The sequence below is a fragment of the Methylomonas sp. EFPC3 genome (assembly GCF_029643245.1).
Taxonomy (GTDB): Bacteria; Pseudomonadota; Gammaproteobacteria; order Methylococcales; family Methylomonadaceae; genus Methylomonas; species Methylomonas koyamae_B.
In genome coordinates this window covers 4379993-4404157 of sequence record NZ_CP116398.1, presented here as the reverse complement: position 1 = coordinate 4404157, position 24165 = coordinate 4379993, and the positions used below count along the sequence as shown (strand labels likewise).

Sequence of the window (24165 nt, the reverse complement as noted above, 5' to 3'; positions counted from 1 at the left end):
ATGAATGTTTTTTATTTGCAACAGAAATCAGTAACGCCACCAGCAACACAACAAAATGACAGGCTCAACTCAGTGACCATTTATCTCCTTACCCTCTTCATGATGCTCATTGTTATTTTAGTAGCATCGGAGCTGTTCACGAATGCGTTGGAACACCTTGGAGAGAAACTCAAAATTTCCGAAGGAGTGACAGGATCATTATTCGCAGCTGTCGGTACAGCTTTACCTGAAACTATGGTTCCCCTTCTAGCACTGTTGGCGGGCACATCCAATGTCAACATCAACGAGGAAATTGGTGTCGGCGCTATCCTTGGTGCGCCACTCATGTTGTCAACGTTATCGACCTGTTTGATGGCGCTCTCAGTTCTACGGCGAAGAGGGCTGTCAGGCCGCATTCATCCTGAACGGACTGGTTTCATTCGTGACCTTAACTTTTTTCTGCTCGCGTTCGTGCTGGCCGCAGCAGCGATGTATGTTCCCCAAGAGGAACGCTACATTCGAGGAGCATTAGGTATTACGCTGGTCTTAACCTACTTTATTTACATCATGCTGACCCTACGTGCTTCGGCACATTTGGTGCGAGATGGCCATGCTACTGAGACAGACACTAAAATGTACATAGCCCGATTGGGATTGCAAACCAATCTGTTGACGATTCTGCTGCAATTGTCGATAGGACTTGCGCTATTGGTTTATGGTGCGGAGGGCTTCATTTCTGGCGTTGAGGGGGCGGCGCATTTGCTTGGCATTTCCGCGCTCTTGTTATCACTACTGATTATTCCTATCGCCACTGAATTACCGGAGAAGGTCAACAGTATTCTCTGGATTCGACGCGGAAAGGATACCCTGGCTTTTGGCAATATTACCGGTGCTATGGTATTTCAGGGTACGCTGCTTCCGGCCATTGGTATCATGCTAACACCCTGGCAACCGCGTATCGAAGTATTGTCAGGAGTTTTAATCACAATGCTTGCCGCCATATGGCTGCGAATCAACTCTCGCACTCATGGAAAAGGACTACCGCTTTGGGCCCTACTCATTAATGGTGTCTTGTACATCGCCTTTCTACTGATTACGACGATGTAGCAATGAACCGTAATATCGTTTATGCACTGATGGCGGCCATCCTGTTTGGAGCCAGCACCCCTTTTGCCAAATTGCTAGTCGGCGAGGTTTCGCCGATTTTATTGGGGGGATTGCTCTATCTGGGTAGCGGCATTGGTCTTAGTATCATACGGCTGATTCGTGATTGGAGCTGGAAGCCCTCTGGGCTGATGCCTTCGGAATGGCCTTGGTTAGTCGGTGGCATCCTATTTGGCGGCGTGCTTGGTCCCGTTTTGTTGCTACTGGGTTTAACGGTTACCAGTGGGTCAATCGCATCACTGCTACTTAATCTTGAAGCCGTACTAACCGCCTTAATTGCCTGGATCGTTTTTCGAGAAAATGCTGATAGGCGCGTGGTGCTTGGTATGATAGCCATTGTTGCCGGTGGAATCGTACTGTCTTGGCCATTCGGCGAAGATTCCTCATCCAATTGGCTAGGGGCGGTGGCAATTTCTGCAGCCTGTTTCTGTTGGGCAATTGATAACAACTTAACCCGTAAAGTGTCTGCTACGGATGCCTTGTTTGTTGCCTCTAGCAAGGGGATGATTGCAGGAACGGTCAACACCCTGTTTGCATTAAGCCTTGGTGCAACTGCACCAAATATCGTAATGTTGATGAAGGCGCTGTCACTTGGGCTAGCTGGCTACGGCATGAGCTTGACCCTATTCGTATTGGCACTACGCGGTTTGGGTACGGCACGAACGGGAGCCTATTTCTCAACCGCACCATTTATTGGCGCCGCAGTTGCTCTGGTGGCGTTAAATGAAGCAACCAGCCCAGCGTTTTGGCTTGCATCGGGCTTAATGGGACTTGGCGTCTTGTTGCACCTGACAGAACACCATTTACATGAACATACCCATTTAGAGATAACGCATGCCCATCGTCATGTTCATGATGTGCATCATCAGCACGCGCATGACTTTGAATGGGATAGCAACAAACCCCATGTCCATTTTCATCGACATGCAGAAATCACGCATAAGCATCCACATTATCCTGATATTCACCATAGACATGATCATTGATAGGTTTTTTAGATTCACCACAGGAGGTAATTGGGCAATTAAAGGTCGTGGCTTTTTGGTTGCCCCCGTAACAAAGGCATTACGATGCGTAACTTTCGGTAGTCTTGTGGGGCTTCAAGCCTGTGTTTCACCGGCTGCGCTGGATCATGCGGTTATTGCCTACGACCAGTCGACCTCTGAGATTCTTTCCGAACTGTTGTTACTCAATATTGCTCGCGCTCATCAGCATCAACCCTTACATTTCACCGGTGTATCAAATATCGCCGCCACGTTTAACTTTCAATTTAATGCCGGGGCTACTCCAGCAATGACGGGGCCAACGGGTTCTTTAATAACGCCGATATTTGGCGGGACCGCTTCCGAAAATCCAACGATTAGTATCATTCCCATGGAAGGAGAGGAATTTACCAAACGTTTATTAACGCCTTTCCAAGAAAGCAAACTGACAATGTTATTGCGCCAAGGTACTGACGTTGACCTCATTCTTCGTTTACTGGCGGGTGAATTGCGTATCGAAAACGATCATCAAGATAAGGTTTACAACAACAAACCTTCCGATAAAGACGGTTACAAGTTGTTCCGGCAAGTCGTGTCTCACATATCCTCTATTCAAGATCGTAACGCTTTGTTCGTAGAACCATTGTTGTTTGATTCTAGCTGGGAATTAAACTCCGATTCTCTATCGCCGGAACGGTTGGTTGGGCTACTAAAGGAATTCAAAGTTGACTATAACACCGACAAGCATCAATTGAAGCTAAGTAAACGTGTTACCGGGCGTATTATCCTGACAAATTATGATCCACAGTTGTTGAGCAACGAGGAGCGTATCAAGCTCAACGAAGAAGCTGATAGTGGTGCGAGCAATGACGTAATGGTTGATATTCGTCCTGGCTATCCGGGTGGTGAAGTACCGTTACATGGTTTTTTCCGGTTGCGCAGTTTTTACAATATCGTCAATTTCATTGGCCGCGACATCAATGACGAACCTGAATTTAACGTAGATAAAGACCCGCGTTCCCCTTTCGTTAGTGAAAATCCGATTCATACCCTAGAAGTAATAGCATCAGAAAGTGTGCCAGACGATGTGGATATGAGCGTTAAGTACGGCGGATTACACTATGCCGTTAAACCCGAAGAGGGTTACCAGTGGAACCGTGAGAGTTTTCGCCTACTACATCAGATATTCCAGATGACCGTCACCGAGTTATCTCAAAAGGGGGCGCCAGAGATAACAATCTCAAAATAACCGCAATTGGGTAAAGCCAAAGCGGGCTTAGCCCATCCCAATTTGAAGTACCGTTGACTCAGAAAGGCAGATATCTACCCGAAACGGGGCAGTCGCTAATAGACAAAAAGTGGAGTGTTTGTCGCGTAGCTAAAAGCGAAGCCCCCCCCGTAATGGCTTCGCGCAATACGAATAACGCTGAGCGTAAAAAAAGAGCTGCGAGTGCCACACCGATCAGAATATCTGGCCAAGCTGAATTGGTGAACCAAACTCCAACAGCGGCAAACAACACCGAGACATACGCAATAATATCGTTTCGTGAACACAACCAAACTGAACTCATGTTTGTATCATCGAATCGATGCCGCCAGAGCAAAACAAAACACACGCTGTTTGCCACAAGTGCCAACAAACCTATGGGTGCCGATGGCCTCATATACTGGAATCTGCGGAAAAATCATCTTATCAATGACTTGACCAAGAACGAAAAGACCAAAAGCCGCCATGATGCCGCCTTTGAATAGCGCCGCCTTGGCTTTCATTCGCGCACCGCGGGCAACAACGTAAATACTGAAGCCATATACCAAGGCATCACCGATGCATATCCAGCTAGTCTCCACCAACGAGACAGAACCGCCGATTAGCTCGCTGAACTGATCATTACTCCATATTGCATCACAACTAAAAAATTGCCTCATCTTGCAGCAAATGCCAAATTCGGCATTAGCTGCAAGATGCCTTGCTGAATATCACTTCACAATGATGACCATCCTAAACCGAGGTCATTATGGAACCCGTTGCCATCCCCCAAACCATCGACGATCCGATCCACATTCTGTTGTGGAGTGCCGATGAGATTGTGCCGTTCATGGTCTGCATGCTGACCGGCATGTTGATTGATCACTTCATTCCTGCACTGGTCATTGGATTAATCGCGGTTAAATTCTACCGCCGTTTTCGTGATAACCGGCCCGACGGTTATACCTTACATGCCTTGTATTGGTTAGGGTTGCTGCCCAGCCAGGCAATGACCATTCCCAATCCCTATATCCGTCGATTTCTGCCATGAAGTTATCGGATTTTCTGCAGACCTGGGACGGCCACGAGACCGAGAATCGCTTTAGCCGCGTGATCATCATCGGCTTGTTGGTGGTGTGCGTGATTACCTCGCTGGCCGCCTGGCGGACCGAGCGCAGCATCATCCTGGTGCCACCGACCTTAAACAAGGAGGTCGAAGTCACCCGCACATCGGCCTCCAGTGAATTCAAGGAATCGTGGGGCTTGTTTCTGGCGGAACTGTTGGGTAATACCACGCCCGCCAATGCCGATTTCCTGAAAACCGCGATTGAGCCATTACTGGCACCGGACATCTATCGAAGTGTCCTGGATGCCATGACCGATCAAATCAAAGCCATCAAGATGGATCGAGTGGCGATCAGCTTTACCCCGCGTCATGTGGATTACGAAGCCGAGACCAACAAGGTCTTCGTCAGCGGCGAACTCAAAAGCCAAGGCCCCAGTTCTAAGCCGGACATTAAACCGCGTACCTATGAATTCATCATCGCCATCAAAAACTACCGGCCGCGTCTGGAGTTTATCGATGTCTATCCCGATGCCCCTAGAACAGTGGAACGCTTAAAAGCCCTGCCACCTCAGCCAGGAGAACTCAAACCATGAATAAAGCCTGCCGCCATTGGGCATTGTTATTGATCATCAGTAGCGCTGCGTCCGCCGAGGAATTACCGATCACCGTGTTACCGCCGGTGACCACAGTGGGTGATCGCATACCCGAATCGACTGTGCCATCGAGCGATTCACAATCGCTGGGTATCGAACTCCCCCCGTTGACGCCAGCGTCTTAAAAGCGGCCAATCAACAGGTCACGTCCTCGGTTGCACCACAAAATATTCAAGTCAAACCCGGTATCAACGAACTGATGCCAATTGCAGTGGGTCATCTCAATCGTTTGGTTACGCCGTTCGACAATCCGGTGGTCACAACCACCAGTCAGGCAACGACCAGCACCAAAGGCAAAATCGTTTATGTCGCAACCGCCGATGAGACGCCGGTGACCTTGTACATTACGCCGGGCGATAATCAGGACATCGCCTTGTCACTGACGCTGATTCCCAAACGTATCCCGGCCCGGGAGATTCATCTGAGCCTGGATAAAGACAGTTACAAGGTGCTGACCAAGCTGCAACAGCAGTCTGCCGCATCCGGTAGCAAGGCCAGCGATCAGGAACAGGCCTACATCACTCAGCTAAAAAAGTTATTCCGCGATCTTGGTTTGCAAAAGACACCAGCAGGCTATTCTCTGCGCGAGCCCAGTAAATCCGAACACATCCATTGCCTGCAAGATAAAGTGCAGATTCGGACCGGCCAAGTGTTGGAAGGTCAGGACATGCTGATTCTGGTCGGTCTGGCCCGCAATGCCGGCAGCGATCCGTTGGAATTTGATGAGCGCGCATGTGCGACCAACAAAGACGACGTGTTGGCGGTCGCCGCCTGGCCTAAAGTCGTGTTGGGACTGAATGAGTCCACCGAATTGTATGTCGCATTGAGACGGACACCTGAAACCGCCACCACGCTCAGACCCTCATTACTCACCGGAGGCCAACGCTAATGGTCGGTGTCGATTCATGGTGGTCGAGTTTAAGCCCCACGGCCAAACGTAATTTGGCGGTGGGTGGGATTGGCGGCGTCTTGCTGGCCACCATCATTGGTTTGGCTACCGTCACCCCGGAAGTCACCAAACCGCTTAGTAAACAGGCCACCATTCAACACATCCTCACCGATAGTGATCCGCGTTCGCTTGGCATTGATGGCATTTCGGCCCAGCTACGGGATTTACTGCAAAAAAACGAAGAGCAAAGCCGTCGACTGGCTGCGATTGAAGAACAGCAAAAACGCGAGCAGCAATCGGGTGAGCAACGCTTCAAACAATGGACTGAAGCCGAACGGGAAGCCTATGATCAAAAGTTAAAAGCCGTGTCCGGTGAAGTCGAGTCGCTTAAAAACAAACCGACGGCAGTCACTCAACTGTCGGGTGATGGCCCAACTACGCCGAGCACAGGATCCCCTACCCCCAGCCATCCCAATGACCGCCGACTTCCCGCACGCGCGTCACTAGATAACAACGACCTGAACAGCGCCTTCGAACAAGCTGCTATTCCGGCATCTAGCCACGGTAGTGCCGGAGTCTCGGGAGGACGATCCGCCAACGGTCAGCCAACCACCGCCTTGCAAATCCGGGTGATCAAAGACGAAAAGTCACCAACTGCAAATACCGAGGGTAAAACCGCAAGTGACCAACCCGCCAAGCACAGCGAAGTCTTTATCCCGGCCGGCAGCATTTTGACGGGTGTTTTGCTGAACGGCCTGGATGCACCGACCGGCAAGAAAGCCAAGAAAGAACCGATGCCGGTGCTATTTCGCATCAAAAAAGAAGCCATTCTGCCCAACCGTTTCCATGCTGATGTCCGTGAATGTTTCCTGTTAGCCGCAGGCTTTGGTGATTTGAGTGCCGAACGGGCTTACTTTCGCGGCGAGACCTTTTCCTGTGTTCGTCAGGACGGTGGCGTGATTGAAGTACCGATGAATGCCTATGCCACCGGCGAAGATGGCAAAAACGGTGTGCGCGGTCGCGTGGTGTCCAAACAAGGTGCGTTATTGGCACAATCGATGATGGCCGGCTTTTTACGCGGCTTTTCCGATGCCTTTGGGCGCAATCAAATCCCGGTGTTGATGACCGGCGGTTTGGGCAGTCTGGCCGGCAGCACGCCGTTCCAAAGCGCCTTTTCTTCACAGTCGATGGAAGGCGGTGCCTTGAAAGGTGCCGGTTATGCCATGGAGCGACTGTCGCATTTTTACATGGATATGGCCGAAGAGATTTACCCGGTCATCGAAGTCGATGCCACCCGCCAGGTCAATTTCATTGTGCAAAAAGGCACGGCGCTGAAGCTGAAGTCACCGAGCTAATTCATTCAATCCCAACTCAAAGGTCGTTATGACGCTACGCCACATTCTCTTATTACTGGCCACGCTATTCTGGGTATCGATTGCCCTGGCTGCCAACCCACAAAAACCTGCGATTTCCGAGATTGCCGCAGGCTTGCTATCGATCAAAATCGACGGCATGCAGGATTTACCGATCTCAGGTATGAAGATGGTCAAGTCCGGCGAGCAGACGGTGTTTATTTCCAGCAATGGCCGCTTTGCATTCTACGGCGGCAAATTGATGGACATCTGGACTCAACAGGAGATCAAGGATCTGCCGGACATCGACAAGATTGCTAACCGCATTGATCTGTCACGCATGAAACTCAATGTCGACGATTTAGGCCCGGTAACGATAGGTCACGGCAAGACTTCGGTTTTGGTGTTCATAGATCCGCGTTGTCCTTACTGCGGCAAGGTGATGAAAGAGCTGCAAGCCTTGCAGGACCAGTACACCTTCAAACTAGTAATGGTCCCTATCCTCGGCCCCGAGTCGCAAAACATCGTCGTGCAACTGGCCTGTCAGTTGGGATCCAGCGATACCAAACTCAAAGACAGTGTTCGCGACCGACTGTTGAAGCAAGACTACGTCGGAATACCGACCGAACCACCTGGCCAATGCAATAAAGAGCCGCTGCAAAAAGCCGTGGTCACCGCCAAGCTGTTTGGCTTGCAGGGTGTGCCGTTTTTGATTGCCCCGGATGGCCGTACCCACAGTGGCGCACCTGAAGTGTTAGCCGATTGGTTAGCCAATAAACCGCATGAGGTCGTCAAAGCAACCGCGTCTGAAACCCCTAAGCCTGAGAAAAAGCCATGAGCCGTAACCACCAATTTTCATTGTATGCCTTCAGCCTGATGGGGTTAGGCCTATTATCCGGCTGTGCCACCACCGAATATGGCTGTAAAGGCATGCCCGACGAACCGCAATGTTTGTCAACCACACAGGCGTATCAGGAAACCAATCGCGCCTTAGCGGATGTGACAGTCAATCCCGATCATCCAACGGAAACCGCACCTGCTAGTGACCTTAGTCCAGCAGTCCAGCAACCGGTGCCCAAGATCGATGACCCGACCCCTATTCGCACACCTTCGCAAGTGATGCGGATCTGGATTGCCCCTTGGGAAGATGCTGAAGGGGATTTGATGGTGTCGAACTACGTCTACACCGAACTGGAACCCCGGCGCTGGATGATTGGTAAGTCGGCACCGACGTTGAGTCCTTCGCTGATTCCATTGCAAGTCGAGCAACGCGCGCCGGAAAAGCGCCCCTTAGCGGATGCGGATGAGGGTGAACCGCGAAATATGCAGCCGACGCTGAACAACCCTGTCACCAAAAACTAAACCACACACCTTCACCGCCGAGCCTTCGGGTCTGGCGAGCCTTAGCGGGCGACCGCTTTATTGAGCCGGAAATTCCTTCCGAGACCAGACGGGCAACCGTCTTTACTTAAACAAGAGGTCGTTTCAATGAAGTCGTCTACTCGAAGCCAGGTGTTCGTGGCCCTGGCATCGCTTTTTTTCCTTTTGATGGCGTCCGACGCCATGGCCGGTACCGGCGGTACCGAGTTCAACAACGTCTGGACCTTGTTGACCGGCTGGGTTGAAGGCTTACTCGGTCGGATCATTGCCATCGTATTCGTGATCGTCGGTCTGGTCGCCGGTGTGGTGCGTGGCAGCATCATGGGCTTTGTCCTGGGTGTTGCCAGTGGCGTGGGTTTGTTCGCAGCGCCGACCATTATCACCAATATCGTCACGGCAACCCTGTAAGCACGTTATGACTCATCACACCGGACCACACACCCCTTCCGAGCTGGCGGCGGGTGACCGCCGTAACCCCGAACACACGACCGACCACACGGTTCGCGTTCAGGCCGCCGATGGCACACCGCTCAATCCCTGTCATCCGGCGCGCGCACGGGAACTGCTACGCCAAAAGCGGGCGATACGGGTCAGCCGCCATCCTTACACCATACGTTTGTTGCACGCGCATCAAGCAGTCGCCATGAGCGTGCTGTACAGCGAAGAGGTATCGAAGTGAAAGCCTCCCGAACCCATACGGCGGATAGCTTATTTTCAGCCTTAGCCTATGACAACGACCATCATTTATTTTTACTGGCCGACGCCAGCATCAGTTTTGGTTTTATCTGCCGACCACTAACTGGCGCCGATCAAAGCGTCGCGGCCCGCGTCAACGTGCTGCTGAACCAGGACTGGCCGACCGAGACCTTGCTGCAAGTGAGCTTATGGACCTCGCCAGACATCGAGGAATCGCTGGCGGTGATGCAAACTCGGCGGATTAAACAGCAAAAAAACACCTATAAAACCATGACCGGTGCCAGCATTGAGTTTTTGCGCCAAGGCACGACCAAACCGCCAGAAGCGATTTCAGGGGCCAGATTACGACGCAGTCATGTGATCGTCACGGTGAAATTACCCATCGCCAACCCCAGACCCAACGAAGCCGAAATTCGACGAGCGACTGAATTGCAACTCGCCACTCAGCAGTCCTTATCAACGATTGGTTTGTATCCCTCGATTTTGGATGCCGATCAGTATGTGCGGGTGTTAAATACTATCCTCAATTGGAATCCCGATGCCGGTTGGAAAGATCGTGTGGTACCGGAATGTGATCCGACCCAGCTGATTCGTGATCAGCTCTTGGATTACGACAATGCGGTTGAGACCGATGAAAAAGGTGTCTGGCTCGGCAATAAGCGCGTGAAGACCTTATCCGCCAAACGCACACCGGATCATTTTTACTTTGGCAGTGCCAAAAGCTATCTGGGCGATATTTTGTCCGGTACCCGCGGGATTCGCCAAAATGCCTTACTCAGTCTGACCCTGCATTACCCGGATGCCGAATCGACCCGTACCCGCCAAGAAGGTGTGCGGCAATTCATTACTAACCAGGTCAACACGCCGATTGCGCGGTTTTTGCCGGCATTGGTGCAGCGCAAACACAACTTCGACGTCTTGTTCGAGGCCTATGGCGACGGCGACCGGCCGATTCGTAGTTATTTTGGCGTACTGCTGTTTTGCGATGAGCACGAAGAATCGGCCGCCGTCTCCAATGCGCGGGTGTATTTTCGGGAGCTGGGTTTTCAGCTGTTGGAAGATAAGTATTTTTGCCTGCCGTTTTTCCTCAACTGTTTGCCATTTGGTCCCGAGCGGTCGGCGATTGCCGATCTCAAGCGTTACCGTACCCTGGCCACTCGCCATGCGATTCCGTTGTTACCGCTATTCGGTGACTGGGCGGGCACTGGCACACCGACCTTGAATTTCGTCTCGCGTAACGGCGAACACATGGCGGTGTCGCTGTTTGATACCACGGGCAATTACAACCTCTGCATTGCCGCCGAATCCGGTAAAGGTAAATCCTTCCTGACCAACGAGATCATCGTCAGCTACCTGACCGAAGGCGCGCAAATCTGGGCGATCGATGTCGGCCGCTCTTATGAAAATCTCTGCGAGGTGCTGGAAGGTGACTTTGTGAAATTCACCCACGGTTCGGGGATTTGCATGAACCCGTTTGAGATCGTGCAAAACTTCGAGGAAGAAGCCGATATGTTAGCCGGCTTGCTCAGCCAGATGGCGGCACCGACCGAGAAACTGACCGATTTTCAGACCGCAGGCCTCAAGCGGATATTGAAGCAACTCTGGACTGAAAAAGCCCAGTCCATGTCGGTCGATGACATTGCCAGTCAGCTCTGCGCCGAAACCGACCAACGCTTAAAAGATGTCGGCGAGCAGTTGTTTCCCTTCACCACTAAAGGCGAATACGGCCGTTACTTCAATGGCCGCAACAACGCCAAATTCGCTAGCGACTTCACCGTGCTGGAACTCGAAGAACTCAAGGGCCGCAAACACTTGCAACAGGTGGTGTTGTTGCAACTGATCTACCAAATCCAGCAGGAGATGTATCTGGGCGAACGTAACCGGCCCAAGATCGTCATCATCGACGAGGCTTGGGATTTGCTCACCGAAGGCGATGTCGCCAAGTTTATGGAACACGGCTACCGGCGCTTTCGGAAATACGGCGGTGCCGCCGTCACTATCACCCAGTCAGTGAACGATTTATACCGCAATGCAGCGGGCCGGGCCATTGTCGAGAACTCGGCGAATATGTATCTATTGGGCCAGAAAGCCGAAGTCATCGAAGGCATGAAGCAAGATCGTCGCTTGCCACTCTCCGATGGTGGCTACGAACTCTTAAAAACCGTCCATACCTTACCCGGCGCCTATTCGGAAATTTTCTTCATCACCGAGATGGGATCTGGCATTGGTCGCCTGATCGTCGATCCCTTCAAACGCATTCTGTTTTCCACCAAACCGGAAGATGTGCAGGCACTCAAGCAATTGCGTCGGCAAGGCTTGAGCTTAGGCGATGCCATTCAACAACTACTCGACAGTCGACAAACCAAACCTCGGGAGGTCAGCCATGGACGTTAAATCACAATGGCTGAGCATGGTATTGATCGCTAGCAGTTTAGGCTCCGTGGGCGGCTGGTTTGCTGCGCATCAGCAACTGCAGCAGCCGATAGCCCGACTCAATCTCGTGACACCGGTATTCATCTTAGACCGAGCGAGGCTGATTCAAGCGATACCGCCGAATTCTACGCAAGAGCAAATGGCCAAGATGGTTGACGACTGGCAAGGCCAAGCCAAAAAACTCAGTGATGCCGGTTATCTGGTGATCGATTCGACCGCCGTGGTCGCTGCGCCCAGTGATTTATACATTCAAGCGCAAGTTCGGTGAGTTATGAGCGGCACTCAATCTTCATCAATCTCTGCGCAATCTAAACCCGCCCGAGTAAGGCCTTACCAAACCAAAGCGGCTTTCGGAATGTTCTTGCTCAAAGCGCTGCCCATCCTGATATTGATGTTGGCGGTGGAACGCTACGTCGGTCAACGCTTTCTGATCGGCGGCGACGATCAAATGGATCGCTGTTTGCCGGACAAGTGGATCTATCTGATCGACACCTATAACAAAGACATCTGGCGAGGTGATCTGATGGCCTTTCGTGCTGAACGTATGGCGCCGTATTTCAAGGACGGTCAGATGATTGTCAAGATTGCCGCCGGTGTCACTGGCGATCGGATTCAAGTCGACAGCCATCAAACTACGGTCAACGGTTCATTGATCATCGAAGGCTTGCCGTTAGCGGAAAAACTCAAAAAGCCCGCGTCCAGTTTTAAGCGCAATGAAACCATTCCACCGGCAGCCTACTGGATGACCGGGCAAACCCCGAAGAGTTTTGACTCGCGCTATTGGGGCTATGTCTACGACCACCAAGTGATTGGGCGGGCTTATGCGTTGTTTTGATTATCTATCCACTCGGCCGCTTCTGCGAGTAATCAGTCCAATGGCGTGCTTGATGGGGTTATTGGTCACTGACTTGGTCTCTGCTGAAGAAGCCTGGCTGCAACGTTCTCAGGCCATATTGCACGCCTTGGAAGGCCAGCCTCGACCGGAATGGCTGAACGGTCAGGCAGAACCGTTGGACTTGAAACGTCAGGCGATGCAGGTCTTTGAAACCGCGCAATCGATTCAAAACTCTGCGTTATCGATAGGAACCGAAAGTAGCCTTGCGACAAACCAATCTAACAAACCACTCACCCTTTTATTTGTCTCTTTTTCACTCGGTGATGTGGCGCTAAAAGACATCTTCGAAGAAGCTTCAGGGCGGGATGATGTGTTACTGGTGTTTCGTGGCCCTAAGCCTGGTCAAAAACTACCGGCGTTGATGGCTGACCTCAAGCGTCTGCTAAAAGGCATTGATCCCGTCCCAAACATCGTCATTGATCCCATCCGTTTTCAGCGCTGGTCTGTGGCCTCCGTACCGGACATGATCGTCGAGCAAGACAGTAAATCCCGGCTACACGTTCGAGGTGTGAGCAGTTTGTCCTGGTTGGACGAGCAAATCAAAGTCGGCAAACAGGGCGATTTAGGCTCCTTGGGCGATGTCGGCGAGATTGCTGAAATCGACTTGCTGGAAGAACTTAAACGCCGAATGGCCGCTATCGACTGGAAACAAAAGCAGCAACAAGCCATCGCTCGGTTCTGGGCCCAGCAAAAATTCGAAATATTGCCGGCTGCCCATGAGGATCGTGATCGAACCATGGATCTGACCATCACCGCCACGCGCGATCTCGCAGCACCCAACGGTCAGTTGATTATCCGTGCCGGACAAACCGTTAATCCGTTGGACAAGATGCCGTTTGGCTTATGTCTGATGGTATTCGATGCCACGGTACCCGCTCAAATCGAACTGATTCGACGTCAATCCTGCCAGGACAAAAAAGCCCGTGTGCTGTATTTGGCCACGTCGCTGCCGCGCCAGTCCGGGTGGGACAGTTTAAAGCGTTTGGAAACTGCGTTACAGGCACCGGTGTACTTATTGACACCGGATGTGCGCAGTCGTTTTCAATTACAGCGGGTACCGGTCATGGTCGAACAAGCTGGCAACCACCTGGTGGTTCATGAACGCAAAGTACCGTCTTCACAGGGAGCGCCGTCATGAAGCGATGCGTTTTTTCTTGGGTTTTTGGCGCACTACTGACGCTGGCAAGCCCGCTTTATGCTGGGACCTCGACCACCGCCACTGATCCACTGTGTGCCGATGCCCAGCTGTGGTCGGGCAAGTTGATCACCGATATTTGCTGGAGCTGTTTGTTTCCGATTCGCGCCGCTGGTGCTTCATTAGGGGGTGGCAATGTACCGAGTATCGCCACCGACCAGAAGTTTTGCTTCTGCACCGATCCCATGGGCATACCGGAATTGGGGATGACCATGGGTTTATGGAATCCAGCCCGTTTGATTGAAATCGTCCGCAATCCCTGGTGCTCGCCGGCATTGGGCGAACATAAGTTCAGTGCTTCAAATGTGCGCTTGATCGCCACCACCGGTAAGGCCGACTTCGACGCCAGTGAGATGTCGTTCTTCAATTACCACTACTTTGCCTTTCCACTGACTATTATGCTGGATCTGTTCTGGGATGGCCGTTGCAACAGCGATGGCTATCGGGATTTTGATTTGCTGTATGTGTCGGAACTGGACCCCACCTGGAATAACGATTTACTGGCGTTCTTTACCAGTCCGGAAACAGCGCTGTTTGCCAATCCTGTGGCTATTTCAGCGTGTGTCGCCGATGCCGCGGCGGCGGCAACCGGCAATCCTTTGGATGCTTTGTTCTGGTGTGCCGGTGCTTGGGGGCATATGTATCCCTTATCGGGCATTTCGCCGACCAGTTACGGCACTGATCCCAGAATTACCAGCTTGTTGGCCACAAGGGCCACCGCTGCATTACATCGCCGGGGCTTGGCCTGGAAAACCTCCGGTAACGAGTCTCTGTGCGGCGGCTCAATCTACCCCTTTATCCCCAAATCTCAATACCGGCTGTCGATGTTCTATCCGGTCGCAGAAACCGAATCCAATCATGTCATTGGTGAGACGACGTTCAAATGGGGGGCAGGACATACCTTTCCGGGGCCGGGTGAAGATCATCTTTACCTGCTGTGGCGCTGGCAGGACTGCTGTGTGGGGTTGTGATGGGCTTCAGAGCGCTATTCGATCCGCAGAGCCGGTTTGTCCAGACACTGTCTGGAATATTGTGTGTGACTCTGGCCTGGACGCCGTTTGGTGTGTCCTGGGCGGATGCGATTCAAGCCGCTGGCCAACAAGGACAGCAGACGGGGCAACAAATTCTAGGTGGGTTTCAATTTCCGCTGGATAACGGCAGTGGTGTGATGACGTTGAATCCGGGTTCGACGCAGGAAAGTACGATCTCGATTAGCACGTTGTTTCCGGATGCCAATACCACCAACAGCACGACCGCCAATATCACCAGTCTGTATGGCAACAACCCCGGCACGATTGCTGCCGGCTTGGATGCGCAAACTACGTTGAACGCCGAAAGCAGTGCCACCGGCAATGCCTATCGCACCCTGGTCAACAATGCGCACCAATCGCATCCGGATTTACAAAACGATGCCGTCTGGAACGCCGGTGATCAAGTATTTGTCCATTTCACGCCTTGGGCGCAGTCGTTTTCGGACTGCACCACAGTGACGACGCAAACGGCGACCAGTCATGAGGTACAGGTGCCGGATTATCAACTGTGTCTGCGCCAACCCACGATACCCTCCAGTTGCACGGCGACGCATCAAGTCCAGGTCGAACCGCTACTGACCTACGTATCCGGTAACGGCGGCATCTCGAGCTGCGGTCCGGGCTGTATGGATTTGTATGTGGGTGTGGTCGGCGACAATTACTGGTCAGCCGGTTGTGGCGTGTTTATCTGGCAAGTCACTTATAACGTCATCCACCCGGAAGCGATTACCAGTGCCACGTTGGAAATGGTGGAGTTTGATGACCATGCGCGGGTGTATTACGGCGGCAATCTGATTTATACGGGTTCCTCGGGCTGGGGCGGATCCTGTGAGCTCAGCAAAAGCTGGGTGGATCATCCGAATACGGATGTGACCTATGCCTTCAACAACACCGGCAATAAAGTCTTCCGACAAGACACGATGGTTGGTGGCAATGGCGAAGGCTATTCACGAATTCGCCTTCATTACGATGTCTCGAAACTGATCAGCCAGGATCAGTGGAGCTGGAGCGGACCGAACTGCCAGAACCTGGCCAACGCGATTACCGATGGTATTTGCCAGGCTGGCAGTCAACTCAGTTGTACCAACGACCCTGCAAATACCACCGGCTGCTATGTCGATCCGACGTCGCAAATTTTGATTTGTGGGTCGGATTTAAGCCAGGCACCGATAGTCAACTCAACCGGGATTCGTAATACCTGCATGAGTATATCGGCAACCGGCCAATGCGATTTAAACGCCACAGGTCAATGCTGGACTGATACCGCCGGCACACATTGCCTGCAACCACCCAGTGATAATACACCGACCACCAGTTGTTCTACTTTAGAAAATCGCGGTTGTTCGTTTATCAAAAGCCAGTGCTTGGACGTATTGAGCTCCGGTACCTGTTGGGATAGCGTCGATACCTATGACTGTGGCCAGTCGGTGGCCATTCCCGGTATTCAAAGTAGCACCCAGCAACAATGTGCGGGGCCGATTCGCTGCATGGGTGAAGACTGCGTGACGCTGAACCGTACGCAAAGTCAGGATTTCAGCAAGGCGGTAGCGTTACTCAATACTGCCCAGCAAATGGCGATGGATTTGAGTTGTGATTATGCCAATGCTGATCTGCAGCAGAAAGATCCGACCTCCTGCCAGGTGTTCAAAGGCAAGGATGCCACTTGCAAAATGGTCGGCGGTGCCTTGAATCTGGTGGATTGCTGCGAAACGCCTTCGGGCAGCATGGGGCTTGGAAAATACATCGATTTACTGCTGACCACCAGTCAAATGGACAATGCGATTATGACCATGGACAGTACATCAGCGATTCGTGGTGCCTGGGAAACCCTGAGAACACCGTTCTCAATGGCAGGCGATGCCTGGAATGGCGTACAAAGTAGTTTTGCCTCCGGCGTCAATGACCTGGTTGGTTCCGATTTGCTCAGCGTATCCGATATTGCCGAACAGGGACTGTTGGATGCACTCAAAAGCGAACTGACCAATTCCGTAGCGGAATGGATCGGTAGTACCTTTGGCGAAGCGGCGGGTAATGCCTTGTTCAGTGCCGGTGGCCAGGCGGCCTTCGATTCGGCAGGCAATTTAACGCCTGCAGCGGAATCCGGCGGCGTTGAACTCGGCGGCGGTGCAGCCGTGGCCGGTGAAATGCTCAGCACCTTGATGGGGGCCTATACCGTGGTGATGATCATCATCATGATTATCCAGATGGTGTATTCCTGCGAGCAGTCTGAATACGAACTGGCGGCGAAAAAGCAGCTGAAAGTCTGCAAGGACTTAGGCACATTCTGCAAAAGCAAGGTGGCGGGTGTGTGCTGGGAGCGCGAGGAAAGTTATTGCTGCTATAACTCGCCATTGGCACGCATTCTCAACGAACAAATCAAGCCACAACTGGGAATGGATTTTGGTACACCGGAAAATCCCAGCTGTACCGGTATCAAAGTATCGGACCTGGATCGCGTGGACTGGGCTCAGGTCAATCTGGATGAATGGTTAGGCATTCTGGCGCAGACCGGGCATTTGCTGACAGACGCCAACGCCGCAGCAATGTTGAATATCGATCAATTAACCGGCAGTGGCAGCCGACTCAATCCGCAGAAATACGGTGCCGCCTCCAGTGGTCGGCAGGATACCTTAACCCGCACCCAAGGCCGGATGACCGATCTGGTTGTGCCTACGGTCAAACGGCAATCTGAACTGGAAGGCTGGGGCATGGGGCCGCAATAATGCGGCCTAAACCTTACTGAACCGCGTCTTTCAGACCTTTGCCGGCTTTAAACGATGGCAGTTTAGCGGCGGCAATCGTAATCGCTTCACCGGTTTGCGGATTACGTCCAGCGCGTTCGGCGCGTTCTTTCACTTCAAAAGTACCAAAACCCACCAGTGCCACGGAATCGCCAGCTTTTAAAGCAGCTTGGATGGATTGAGTGATGCCATCCAATGCACGGCCGGCGTCGGCTTTGGTCAAATTGGCGTAGCTAGCGATGACGTCGATAAGTTCAGATTTGTTCATAATTAGAGTTAATGGTTAGTGAAGTTAATAAATTTAGTTAATTAAAGTAATACATTTCTCAGTACGATCAAGCCACCATTTGCCGCAAACTCTGCTGCATAGCGGCTTTAAATGCTGGATCGTTGGCAAGCAGCTTATATAGCTCTAGTTCATTACGGCGATTCTTGAGTATCACGTCTTCAAAGATTTTTTCGAACGCCAAGATTCGGGTATGCACGTCGGGGTTGTTTTGATATTTTTCCTGGAAATCAGGATGCGCTTTGATACCGTCGGCGATGTTGATGAACTTGATGCGTTGCTCTTCCGGCGTTGCGCCCCAACCCTGAAACCAGCGTTCGTTAAAACTGCGGATGATTTCATCCAGAGGATCGTGTTCCTCACCACTGCCATGCGTTCCCCGCAGATTGGGGTTTTGCGGCTCCAGCTCGGTTTCGCTGGCATCCAGACCAATACTGTGATTGAGTTTGACCCGTTCCAAACCATAAGATGACAAATCCACTGACTCCAGCAATTCATCAATCTGATCCGCATTGGGGTCTTTCACGATCAGCTTGGGGATTAGAAACTTCAGGAACCAGAACAGTTTTTCCCAAACAACAATTTCATACGGGATGATAGACGCCATTTGCCCATAAATTTTGACAAACTGCTTAGCTTTGATCTTGAAGTCGGCTTTAGCCAGTTCATCAAGCGCCAATTCCTGATTGAATCGGTCTGCCGCCGTATCGATCAGAGGGCTTAGCTGCTGGGCATCGGCATTACTAAAATACAGTTCGACAAACTGCTCAACCTCAAACCACTCATACACCGCCACCTCGTCCAGCGCATCTTTTAACTCATGCAATACATTGACATCCGTGGCTTCCGACAAGCGCGTGGCTGTATAGAAAGGATCGAAGGCCGTTTTAATATCGTCTACCGAATTAAAGAAATCCAGGATGAACAAATCTTCGGTTTTCTTACCCCACTTGGGTGCTGCTCGGTTCAATCGCGACAAGGCTTGCACCGCCAGCACACCTTGCAGCTTCTTATCGACATACATCGCACTGAGCTTGGGCTGATCGAATCCGGTCAAGTATTTGTTAGCGACGATCAACAAGCGGTACTCGTCTTGATCGAAATAATCGCGGGTTTCATTTTCGGCAAAACCATTAATCTGCGCTTCGCTGTACTCGATGCCATCCACTTCTTTAGTGCCGGAAAAGGCAATGGCTACCTTGAACGGATTGCCGCGGTCCTTCAATAACTGGCTAATCGCCCGGTAATAACGAATGGCCGCTTCGATGTTCTGGGTAATCACCATGCCCTTGGCTTTGCCTTTGAGTTTTTTGCTGTTGACCACCTGCGGAATGAAATGGTCGAGCATGATTTCCGCTTTCACGGCAATGGTCTGCTGGTGGCGCTCGACATAGGCGCGCAGCTTTTTCTGTGCCTTGGCACTGTCGAACAGCGGATTATCCGTGATGGATTTCTGGATCTCGTAATAGCTTTTATACGTGGTGTAATTGGCCAGCACATCCAGGATAAAGCCTTCCTCGATCGCCTGTTTCATGGAATACAAATGAAACGGCTCGAAACTGCCATCCGCTTGTTTAACGCCGAACTTTTCCAAGGTGGTGTTTTTTGGCGTCGCGGTAAAGGCTAAATACGAGGCATTGCCACGCATTTTTCGCGATTGCATGGCTTGCAGAATTTTGTCCTGCACATCCAGCTCTTCATCAGCCTGCTCGCTTTTGCCCATCGCCCGGTTCATATTGTCATGCGCGGAACCACTCTGCGAGCTATGGGCCTCGTCGATGATCACCGCAAAGCGTTTGTCACTCAGATCGGCGATGCCGTCGATGATAAAAGGGAATTTCTGGATGGTGGTAATGATGATTTTCTTGCCTTGCTCCAAGGCGCTTTTCAGCTCGGAAGACTTGAACGCCGGGGCGACGATGTTTTTGACTTCGGAAAAATCCTTGATGTTTTCGCGCAGTTGCTTATCCAGTAAGCGGCGGTCGGTGACGACAATTACCGAATCGAACAATGGCTTTTCCAAGTCAACCGCACCCGGCGTATCCAGACTGGCCGGATAGGCTTCGATCAATTGATACGCCGCCCAGGTGATGGAATTGGATTTACCCGATCCCGCCGAGTGTTGTATCAAATAGGTTTGCCCCACGCCGTTTTGACTGGCATGCGCTACCAGTTTGCGCACCACATCCAGTTGGTGATAACGCGGAAAAAACAAGGTTCGCTTATCCAGCGGCTCCTTACTGCTGCCATCCAATCGCACGAAATGCTGAATGATATTGGCAACGCTCTCCTTGCTAAACACCTCCTGCCATAAATACGCACTTTTGTGGCCGTTTGGGTTGGGCGGATTGCCGGCGCCGTAGTTGTGGCCTTTGTTAAACGGCAAAAAGAAGGTGTGCGGTCCGGACAATTTGGTGGTCATGTAGATTTCATCGGTATCCACTGCCATATGCACCAGACAACGGCCGAATTGCAGCAATGGCTGATTGATGTCGCGATCTTCGCGATATTGTTTCTGGCCGTGATAACGCGCGGTTTGGCCAGTCCAGGGATTTTTCAGCTCCATCGTGGCAAACGGCAGACCGTTGATGAACAACACCAGATCAATTTCTTCCAGGGTATTGCTCAGTGAATAGCGCACTTGGCGAGTGCTGCTGAAAATGTTGTCGGCGAAGTTTTGCTTCACCTTGTCGGAACTGCTGGCCAGCGGCGCTGGATACATCAAGTGCAAGGTGGCATCGTCGACGCCCAAACCCTTTTTCAGCAAATGCAGCAGGCCGTATTTTTTGATCAGCTTATCGAAGCGCTCCAACACTTTAAGCTGCCAATCGCCGCCGTGTTTCTGCAACTTTTCCAGCTCTTCATGCTGGGTGTGCTCCAGAAAGGCCCAAAAGCGTTTGCTGTCGATGGCGTAACGGGCGTTGAAATCCTGTGGCAAGCCAAGTTGGTAGCCGTGGTTGGGGCTGAACGGCAGATCGCCCACTTCGGCAACACCCTTTTGCGCTTCCAGACAGGTGCCGGTCAGCTGTTTTTCGATGGCGATTTCCAGTTCTTTCTCGGAGGTTTTGCTGACCATCCCTGATTACTCCTTTTTTTGAAGTAGCGCTAATCGGCGCTGCACGGCTTCGATGACCTTCTCGGCAATCAAACCATGAAAAGGCTGTTTATCCTGCCCCAAGTTACATTGCTCCAAGGCATCGTAATAAGCCAGCCGGGATTCGGTGTCACCGTGAATAATGGCTATGGGGTAGCCGTGTTGCAGCAAAATCAGATTCATGACCAAGCGGGCGGTGCGGCCATTGCCATCCACAAACGGGTGAATCGTCACCAGTTGTTCATGCAGTTCGGCGGCCAGTACAATCGGATGCAGGCTTTGCCGGTTTTGCGCATAGAACTCAAAATACCCGGTCATTTGCTCTTCCAGTAGCCAGGGTTGCGGCGGGGTATGCCTGCTACCGCTGATCATCACCGGAATATCCCGAAACCGACCGGCATACTGTTTATCGATACCGCGCAAGACCAAGGCATGCAAGGTCAACAAGTCGTGCCGACTGAAGCAGGCATCGTGGCTGGCCATCTCGCGAATCAGTTCCACTGCCTCGTAATGGTTGATCGCCTCCAAATGCTCGACCAGCGGCTTGCCTCCTATCGTCAGTCCCTTGTTGATCACCAGATCGGTTTCGCGCAAGGTTAGCGTGTTGCCTTCGATACGGTTGCTGTCGTAGGTGTATTCGATGTCGGTGGCCTTGTCCACGCTGCGGCTATCCCAATCGCGGTATTGCTGCAATTGGCTCAGCAAGGCCTCGGCTTGTTCGAGCAAGGCGGCCAAAGCGCTCATGCGGCAACCTCAGGAATACGGATTTTGCCAGTGACGGCGCTGTTGATCAGCGTGGCTTTGTATTCCTTGAGTTTGTCAATTTGCTGTTGCTGGATGGCAATGGCCTGGTCGATTTTGGCGGATTGGGTTTCGATATAGGTGACGATATTTACCTGTTCTTCTTTGGACGGCAGAGATACCTTTATATCCCCAAAGTTTTCAGTATAGAGGCGCATAAATCCTGATGAACCAGTGCCCAACCCTTTTGAATTTAATCGAAATTGCTCGCCAATTAGCGGAGTTTTGAAGAGGCGTAAAAAATATTCTGGAAATGCATTCTGGCCTATATTAAACACAGCGTAATCTGGACTTACCAATCCAAATTTATCTGCCAACCCAAAAATACCAATTGCAGCTCTCATTCGATTCATGATCATTTGACCAGGACGAATTATTTTATAATCGATCAAATTATCGTCTGCTATATGTTTATCCGAAACATCGTTATGCGGAACAAGTCCTTGTTCCATTCTTAAAGAAAACAAAACCTCTTGGCCTGTCTTTGTACGCTCATTAGTTTCGCTAAAAATATATTTCAATCTAGTCACTTCCCAATGCGCCGGAACCTCGCCGATCCAATCCACACCGGAATCGCGCATTGGCACATTGGAGTCAAGGCCACGGGTGACGGCGTTTTGAATCAGGATTTGTTTGCGCTCTTTGAGTAGGTCGATTTGTTGTTCCTTGATCGCCACGGCCTGATCGATTTGCGCGGTTTTGCGGTCCAGAAAATCGGCGATGGCAGTTTGTTCAAGTAGAGGCGGAACTCCCAAAATAACCGCCTTCATCTCGTCATAGCGAGTAGTCCAAAGATCGGCAACAATTCCATGCCCCATGCGATAAAACTCTTCAATAAACGCGTAACTTTTCAAAAGAAAGTTACAGTATTGGGAGTCAATGCCATTCGGTGTCAAAACAATATTAATCAGAGAAACAGAACCATCTCTATCGGAAACCCCACTAGAGCCTTTTCGATCTGATCGACTATTGATAACAAAGTCGCCCTTTTTTACCAATTTTCTATTGTCACCATCATTAGATTTTGCGGCAGAATCTAATTGCGGCAATATTCCATTTTTCGTGACTGACAAGGGAAGAAAGTCTTTATCAGAAACTTTTTGCCTGCGTTCTTCGAAACGTGTGCTTAAGCGAGTTAAATTCCAATGCGCCGGAATCTCCCCCAACCATTCCACACCGGAATCCTTATAAGCCTCATAAGTCGGCAAAGCCGCCAGTTGCTCAATCATCGTCCGCCTCGTCCGTTTTATTCAGCAATTCCGCCTGTACTTTAATGCGCTCCCGTTCCAACTCGCGTTTCAGCTCGGCTTCGGTCGGTAAAAACGGCAGGTATTTGGCGGCGAACAACTGTTCGCTGTCGGTCAACACCGAATACTTCACGACCGCCTCACTTTTCTGGCTGCACAGGATCAGGCCGATGGTCGGGTTGTCGTCCGCCGAGCGTTGCTGTTGGTCGTAGATGCGCACATAGCTGTCCATCTGGCCGACATCTTGATGGCTGAGCTTGCCCAGTTTCAGGTCAATCAGTAAAAAGCACTTCAGCTTGAAATGGTAAAACACCAGATCGATGTAAAAGTCCTGGTCTTCGGTGCGGATGCGCTGTTGCCGGGCGACAAAGGCAAAGCCTTTACCCAATTCCAGCAGGAAGGCTTGCAGGTTATCCAGCAGGCCTTGTTCCAGATCGGATTCCAACAAATGCTGGCTGGGTAGGTTCAAAAAATCGAGAATATAGGGGTCACGCAATACATCATGGGGCCGCAGTTGCTGTTGCCGCTGGTTTTCATGGGCGATATGCTGCTGCGCCTCGGCTTGAACCAGTGCTTTATCCTGACTGGACAACAGGCGTTCGTAGTAGAGTTTGTCGATCTGCCGTTCCAGTGCCCGCACGCTCCAGCATTGCTGAATGGCTTCCTGCTGATACCATGCGCGAGCTTGGTCGCTTTCGATGCTGGCCAATAGCTTGTAATGCGACCAACTCAATTCGAGAGACACTGTCTCTCGAATTGGAAAGCTTAAATAAAATCGTCGCATTTTACGTAAATTCGTGATGTCTAAGCCTTTACCAAATTCCGCAGTGAGTCGTTCAGAAAGCATTTGCAATTGTTGCTTACCGTAGGCGGCGCGCACCTGTCCCTGTTGTTCATGTTCGACAATCAAACAGCCAATCTGCCAGTAGCATTGCACCATCGCACTATTCACGGCCTGCTGCACTTGCTGACGTGACTGTTGAATAACCAGAGCAATGTTGCTGAAAAGCGGCGCTAGTCCATCGGATAGCGAC

At 51.4% G+C, this 24165-nt stretch carries 23 protein-coding genes; 17 read left to right on the top strand and 6 right to left on the bottom strand.

The features are described from left to right. From PL263_RS20185 to PL263_RS20175, 3 genes are read left to right on the top strand one after another with little or no spacing between them, the layout of a single operon-like run. Entirely contained in the window at window positions 1–1086 is a 1086-nt protein-coding gene (locus tag PL263_RS20185; RefSeq protein ID WP_278211052.1) for a sodium:calcium antiporter, read from the top strand. A gap of 2 nt (window positions 1087–1088) precedes the next feature. Beyond that, window positions 1089–2129 carry a DMT family transporter gene (locus tag PL263_RS20180; RefSeq protein ID WP_278211051.1) on the top strand — a complete coding sequence of 347 codons (1041 nt, stop codon included), beginning with the start codon at window positions 1089–1091 and terminating at the stop codon, window positions 2127–2129. Beyond that, the gene (locus tag PL263_RS20175; RefSeq protein WP_278211050.1) at window positions 2050–3375 is read left to right on the top strand and encodes a hypothetical protein; all 1326 of its coding nucleotides are present in this window, start codon (window positions 2050–2052) and stop codon (window positions 3373–3375) included. Before PL263_RS20180 ends, PL263_RS20175 begins: the two co-directional genes overlap by 80 nt. A 329-nt stretch (window positions 3376–3704) precedes the next feature. On the opposite strand, the gene PL263_RS20170 is transcribed toward PL263_RS20175, so the two are convergent. Beyond that, the gene (locus PL263_RS20170; protein WP_278211049.1) at window positions 3705–4052 is read right to left on the bottom strand and encodes a hypothetical protein; all 348 of its coding nucleotides are present in this window, start codon (window positions 4050–4052) and stop codon (window positions 3705–3707) included. Between the two features lie 89 nt (window positions 4053–4141). Here PL263_RS20170 and traL point away from each other — a divergent pair, with 89 nt between their 5' ends. The 14 genes from traL to traN all read left to right on the top strand — a co-directional run bounded on the left by traL (window position 4142) and on the right by traN (window position 17685). Continuing rightward, on the top strand, window positions 4142–4423 hold the full coding sequence (traL, locus tag PL263_RS20165) for a type IV conjugative transfer system protein TraL (RefSeq protein WP_278211048.1): 282 nt from the start codon (window positions 4142–4144) through the stop codon (window positions 4421–4423). Continuing rightward, complete coding sequence (locus PL263_RS20160) at window positions 4420–5031, top strand: TraE/TraK family type IV conjugative transfer system protein (RefSeq protein ID WP_278211047.1); 612 nt, start codon at window positions 4420–4422, stop codon at window positions 5029–5031. Before traL ends, PL263_RS20160 begins: the two co-directional genes overlap by 4 nt. A gap of 259 nt (window positions 5032–5290) precedes the next feature. After that, the gene (locus tag PL263_RS20155; RefSeq protein WP_278211046.1) at window positions 5291–5980 is read left to right on the top strand and encodes a type-F conjugative transfer system secretin TraK; all 690 of its coding nucleotides are present in this window, start codon (window positions 5291–5293) and stop codon (window positions 5978–5980) included. Then, the gene (locus PL263_RS20150) at window positions 5980–7335 is read left to right on the top strand and encodes a TrbI/VirB10 family protein (protein WP_278211045.1); all 1356 of its coding nucleotides are present in this window, start codon (window positions 5980–5982) and stop codon (window positions 7333–7335) included. Before PL263_RS20155 ends, PL263_RS20150 begins: the two co-directional genes overlap by 1 nt. A 28-nt stretch (window positions 7336–7363) precedes the next feature. Then, on the top strand, window positions 7364–8170 hold the full coding sequence (locus tag PL263_RS20145) for a DsbC family protein (RefSeq protein WP_278211044.1): 807 nt from the start codon (window positions 7364–7366) through the stop codon (window positions 8168–8170). Beyond that, window positions 8167–8694, top strand: a complete 528-nt coding sequence (locus tag PL263_RS20140; protein WP_278211043.1) for a TraV family lipoprotein — start codon at window positions 8167–8169, stop codon at window positions 8692–8694. Before PL263_RS20145 ends, PL263_RS20140 begins: the two co-directional genes overlap by 4 nt. 126 nt (window positions 8695–8820) lie before the next feature. After that, window positions 8821–9120, top strand: a complete 300-nt coding sequence (gene traA, locus PL263_RS20135; protein WP_278211042.1) for a TraA family conjugative transfer protein — start codon at window positions 8821–8823, stop codon at window positions 9118–9120. A gap of 7 nt (window positions 9121–9127) precedes the next feature. After that, window positions 9128–9391, top strand: coding sequence for an RRXRR domain-containing protein (locus PL263_RS20130; RefSeq protein WP_278211041.1), 264 nt, complete (start codon window positions 9128–9130; stop codon window positions 9389–9391). After that, complete coding sequence (traC, locus tag PL263_RS20125; RefSeq protein ID WP_278211040.1) at window positions 9388–11802, top strand: type IV secretion system protein TraC; 2415 nt, start codon at window positions 9388–9390, stop codon at window positions 11800–11802. The genes PL263_RS20130 and traC overlap by 4 nt, the downstream gene beginning before the upstream one ends. Next, entirely contained in the window at window positions 11792–12109 is a 318-nt protein-coding gene (locus PL263_RS20120) for a hypothetical protein (protein WP_278211039.1), read from the top strand. Before traC ends, PL263_RS20120 begins: the two co-directional genes overlap by 11 nt. An 87-nt stretch (window positions 12110–12196) precedes the next feature. After that, window positions 12197–12676 (top strand): signal peptidase I, encoded by a 480-nt coding sequence (gene lepB / locus PL263_RS20115; protein ID WP_278211038.1) that lies wholly within the window; start codon window positions 12197–12199, stop codon window positions 12674–12676. 52 nt (window positions 12677–12728) lie between these two features. Continuing rightward, a complete protein-coding gene (locus PL263_RS20110) occupies window positions 12729–13874 on the top strand; it encodes a TrbC family F-type conjugative pilus assembly protein (RefSeq protein WP_278211037.1) in 1146 nt (381 codons plus the stop codon). Beyond that, on the top strand, window positions 13871–14902 hold the full coding sequence (locus PL263_RS20105) for a TraU family protein (RefSeq protein WP_278211036.1): 1032 nt from the start codon (window positions 13871–13873) through the stop codon (window positions 14900–14902). Before PL263_RS20110 ends, PL263_RS20105 begins: the two co-directional genes overlap by 4 nt. 65 nt (window positions 14903–14967) lie before the next feature. Then, entirely contained in the window at window positions 14968–17685 is a 2718-nt protein-coding gene (gene traN / locus PL263_RS20100) for a conjugal transfer mating pair stabilization protein TraN (RefSeq protein ID WP_278211035.1), read from the top strand. Window positions 17686–17698: 13 nt separating this feature from the next. Here traN and PL263_RS20095 read toward each other — a convergent pair whose 3' ends face one another. The 5 genes from PL263_RS20095 to PL263_RS20075 form a co-directional block, all read right to left on the bottom strand. After that, a complete protein-coding gene (locus PL263_RS20095; protein WP_278211034.1) occupies window positions 17699–17971 on the bottom strand; it encodes an HU family DNA-binding protein in 273 nt (90 codons plus the stop codon). 67 nt (window positions 17972–18038) lie between these two features. After that, window positions 18039–21065 carry a type I restriction endonuclease subunit R gene (locus PL263_RS20090; RefSeq protein WP_278211033.1) on the bottom strand — a complete coding sequence of 1009 codons (3027 nt, stop codon included), beginning with the start codon at window positions 21063–21065 and terminating at the stop codon, window positions 18039–18041. A 6-nt stretch (window positions 21066–21071) separates the two neighbouring features. Then, window positions 21072–21827, bottom strand: a complete 756-nt coding sequence (locus tag PL263_RS20085; protein ID WP_278211032.1) for a Fic family protein — start codon at window positions 21825–21827, stop codon at window positions 21072–21074. Continuing rightward, complete coding sequence (locus PL263_RS20080) at window positions 21824–23113, bottom strand: restriction endonuclease subunit S (RefSeq protein ID WP_278211031.1); 1290 nt, start codon at window positions 23111–23113, stop codon at window positions 21824–21826. Before PL263_RS20080 ends, PL263_RS20085 begins: the two co-directional genes overlap by 4 nt. Beyond that, a complete protein-coding gene (locus PL263_RS20075) occupies window positions 23106–24071 on the bottom strand; it encodes a PDDEXK nuclease domain-containing protein (RefSeq protein ID WP_278212900.1) in 966 nt (321 codons plus the stop codon). Before PL263_RS20075 ends, PL263_RS20080 begins: the two co-directional genes overlap by 8 nt. Window positions 24072–24165 lie beyond the last annotated feature (94 nt).

Coding starts and splice junctions, on each gene's coding strand:
- PL263_RS20185 (WP_278211052.1), top strand. CDS start 1: ATGAATGTTTTTTATTTGCAACAGAAATCAGTAACGCCACCAGCAACA.
- PL263_RS20180 (WP_278211051.1), top strand. CDS start 1,089: ATGAACCGTAATATCGTTTATGCACTGATGGCGGCCATCCTGTTTGGA.
- PL263_RS20175 (WP_278211050.1), top strand. CDS start 2,050: ATGTCCATTTTCATCGACATGCAGAAATCACGCATAAGCATCCACATT.
- PL263_RS20170 (WP_278211049.1), bottom strand. CDS start 4,052: ATGAGGCAATTTTTTAGTTGTGATGCAATATGGAGTAATGATCAGTTC.
- traL (WP_278211048.1), top strand. CDS start 4,142: ATGGAACCCGTTGCCATCCCCCAAACCATCGACGATCCGATCCACATT.
- PL263_RS20160 (WP_278211047.1), top strand. CDS start 4,420: ATGAAGTTATCGGATTTTCTGCAGACCTGGGACGGCCACGAGACCGAG.
- PL263_RS20155 (WP_278211046.1), top strand. CDS start 5,291: ATGCCAATTGCAGTGGGTCATCTCAATCGTTTGGTTACGCCGTTCGAC.
- PL263_RS20150 (WP_278211045.1), top strand. CDS start 5,980: ATGGTCGGTGTCGATTCATGGTGGTCGAGTTTAAGCCCCACGGCCAAA.
- PL263_RS20145 (WP_278211044.1), top strand. CDS start 7,364: ATGACGCTACGCCACATTCTCTTATTACTGGCCACGCTATTCTGGGTA.
- PL263_RS20140 (WP_278211043.1), top strand. CDS start 8,167: ATGAGCCGTAACCACCAATTTTCATTGTATGCCTTCAGCCTGATGGGG.
- traA (WP_278211042.1), top strand. CDS start 8,821: ATGAAGTCGTCTACTCGAAGCCAGGTGTTCGTGGCCCTGGCATCGCTT.
- PL263_RS20130 (WP_278211041.1), top strand. CDS start 9,128: ATGACTCATCACACCGGACCACACACCCCTTCCGAGCTGGCGGCGGGT.
- PL263_RS20120 (WP_278211039.1), top strand. CDS start 11,792: ATGGACGTTAAATCACAATGGCTGAGCATGGTATTGATCGCTAGCAGT.
- lepB (WP_278211038.1), top strand. CDS start 12,197: ATGTTCTTGCTCAAAGCGCTGCCCATCCTGATATTGATGTTGGCGGTG.
- PL263_RS20110 (WP_278211037.1), top strand. CDS start 12,729: ATGGGGTTATTGGTCACTGACTTGGTCTCTGCTGAAGAAGCCTGGCTG.
- PL263_RS20105 (WP_278211036.1), top strand. CDS start 13,871: ATGAAGCGATGCGTTTTTTCTTGGGTTTTTGGCGCACTACTGACGCTG.
- PL263_RS20095 (WP_278211034.1), bottom strand. CDS start 17,971: ATGAACAAATCTGAACTTATCGACGTCATCGCTAGCTACGCCAATTTG.
- PL263_RS20090 (WP_278211033.1), bottom strand. CDS start 21,065: ATGGTCAGCAAAACCTCCGAGAAAGAACTGGAAATCGCCATCGAAAAA.
- PL263_RS20085 (WP_278211032.1), bottom strand. CDS start 21,827: ATGAGCGCTTTGGCCGCCTTGCTCGAACAAGCCGAGGCCTTGCTGAGC.
- PL263_RS20080 (WP_278211031.1), bottom strand. CDS start 23,113: ATGATTGAGCAACTGGCGGCTTTGCCGACTTATGAGGCTTATAAGGAT.
- PL263_RS20075 (WP_278212900.1), bottom strand. CDS start 24,071: ATGGTGCAATGCTACTGGCAGATTGGCTGTTTGATTGTCGAACATGAA.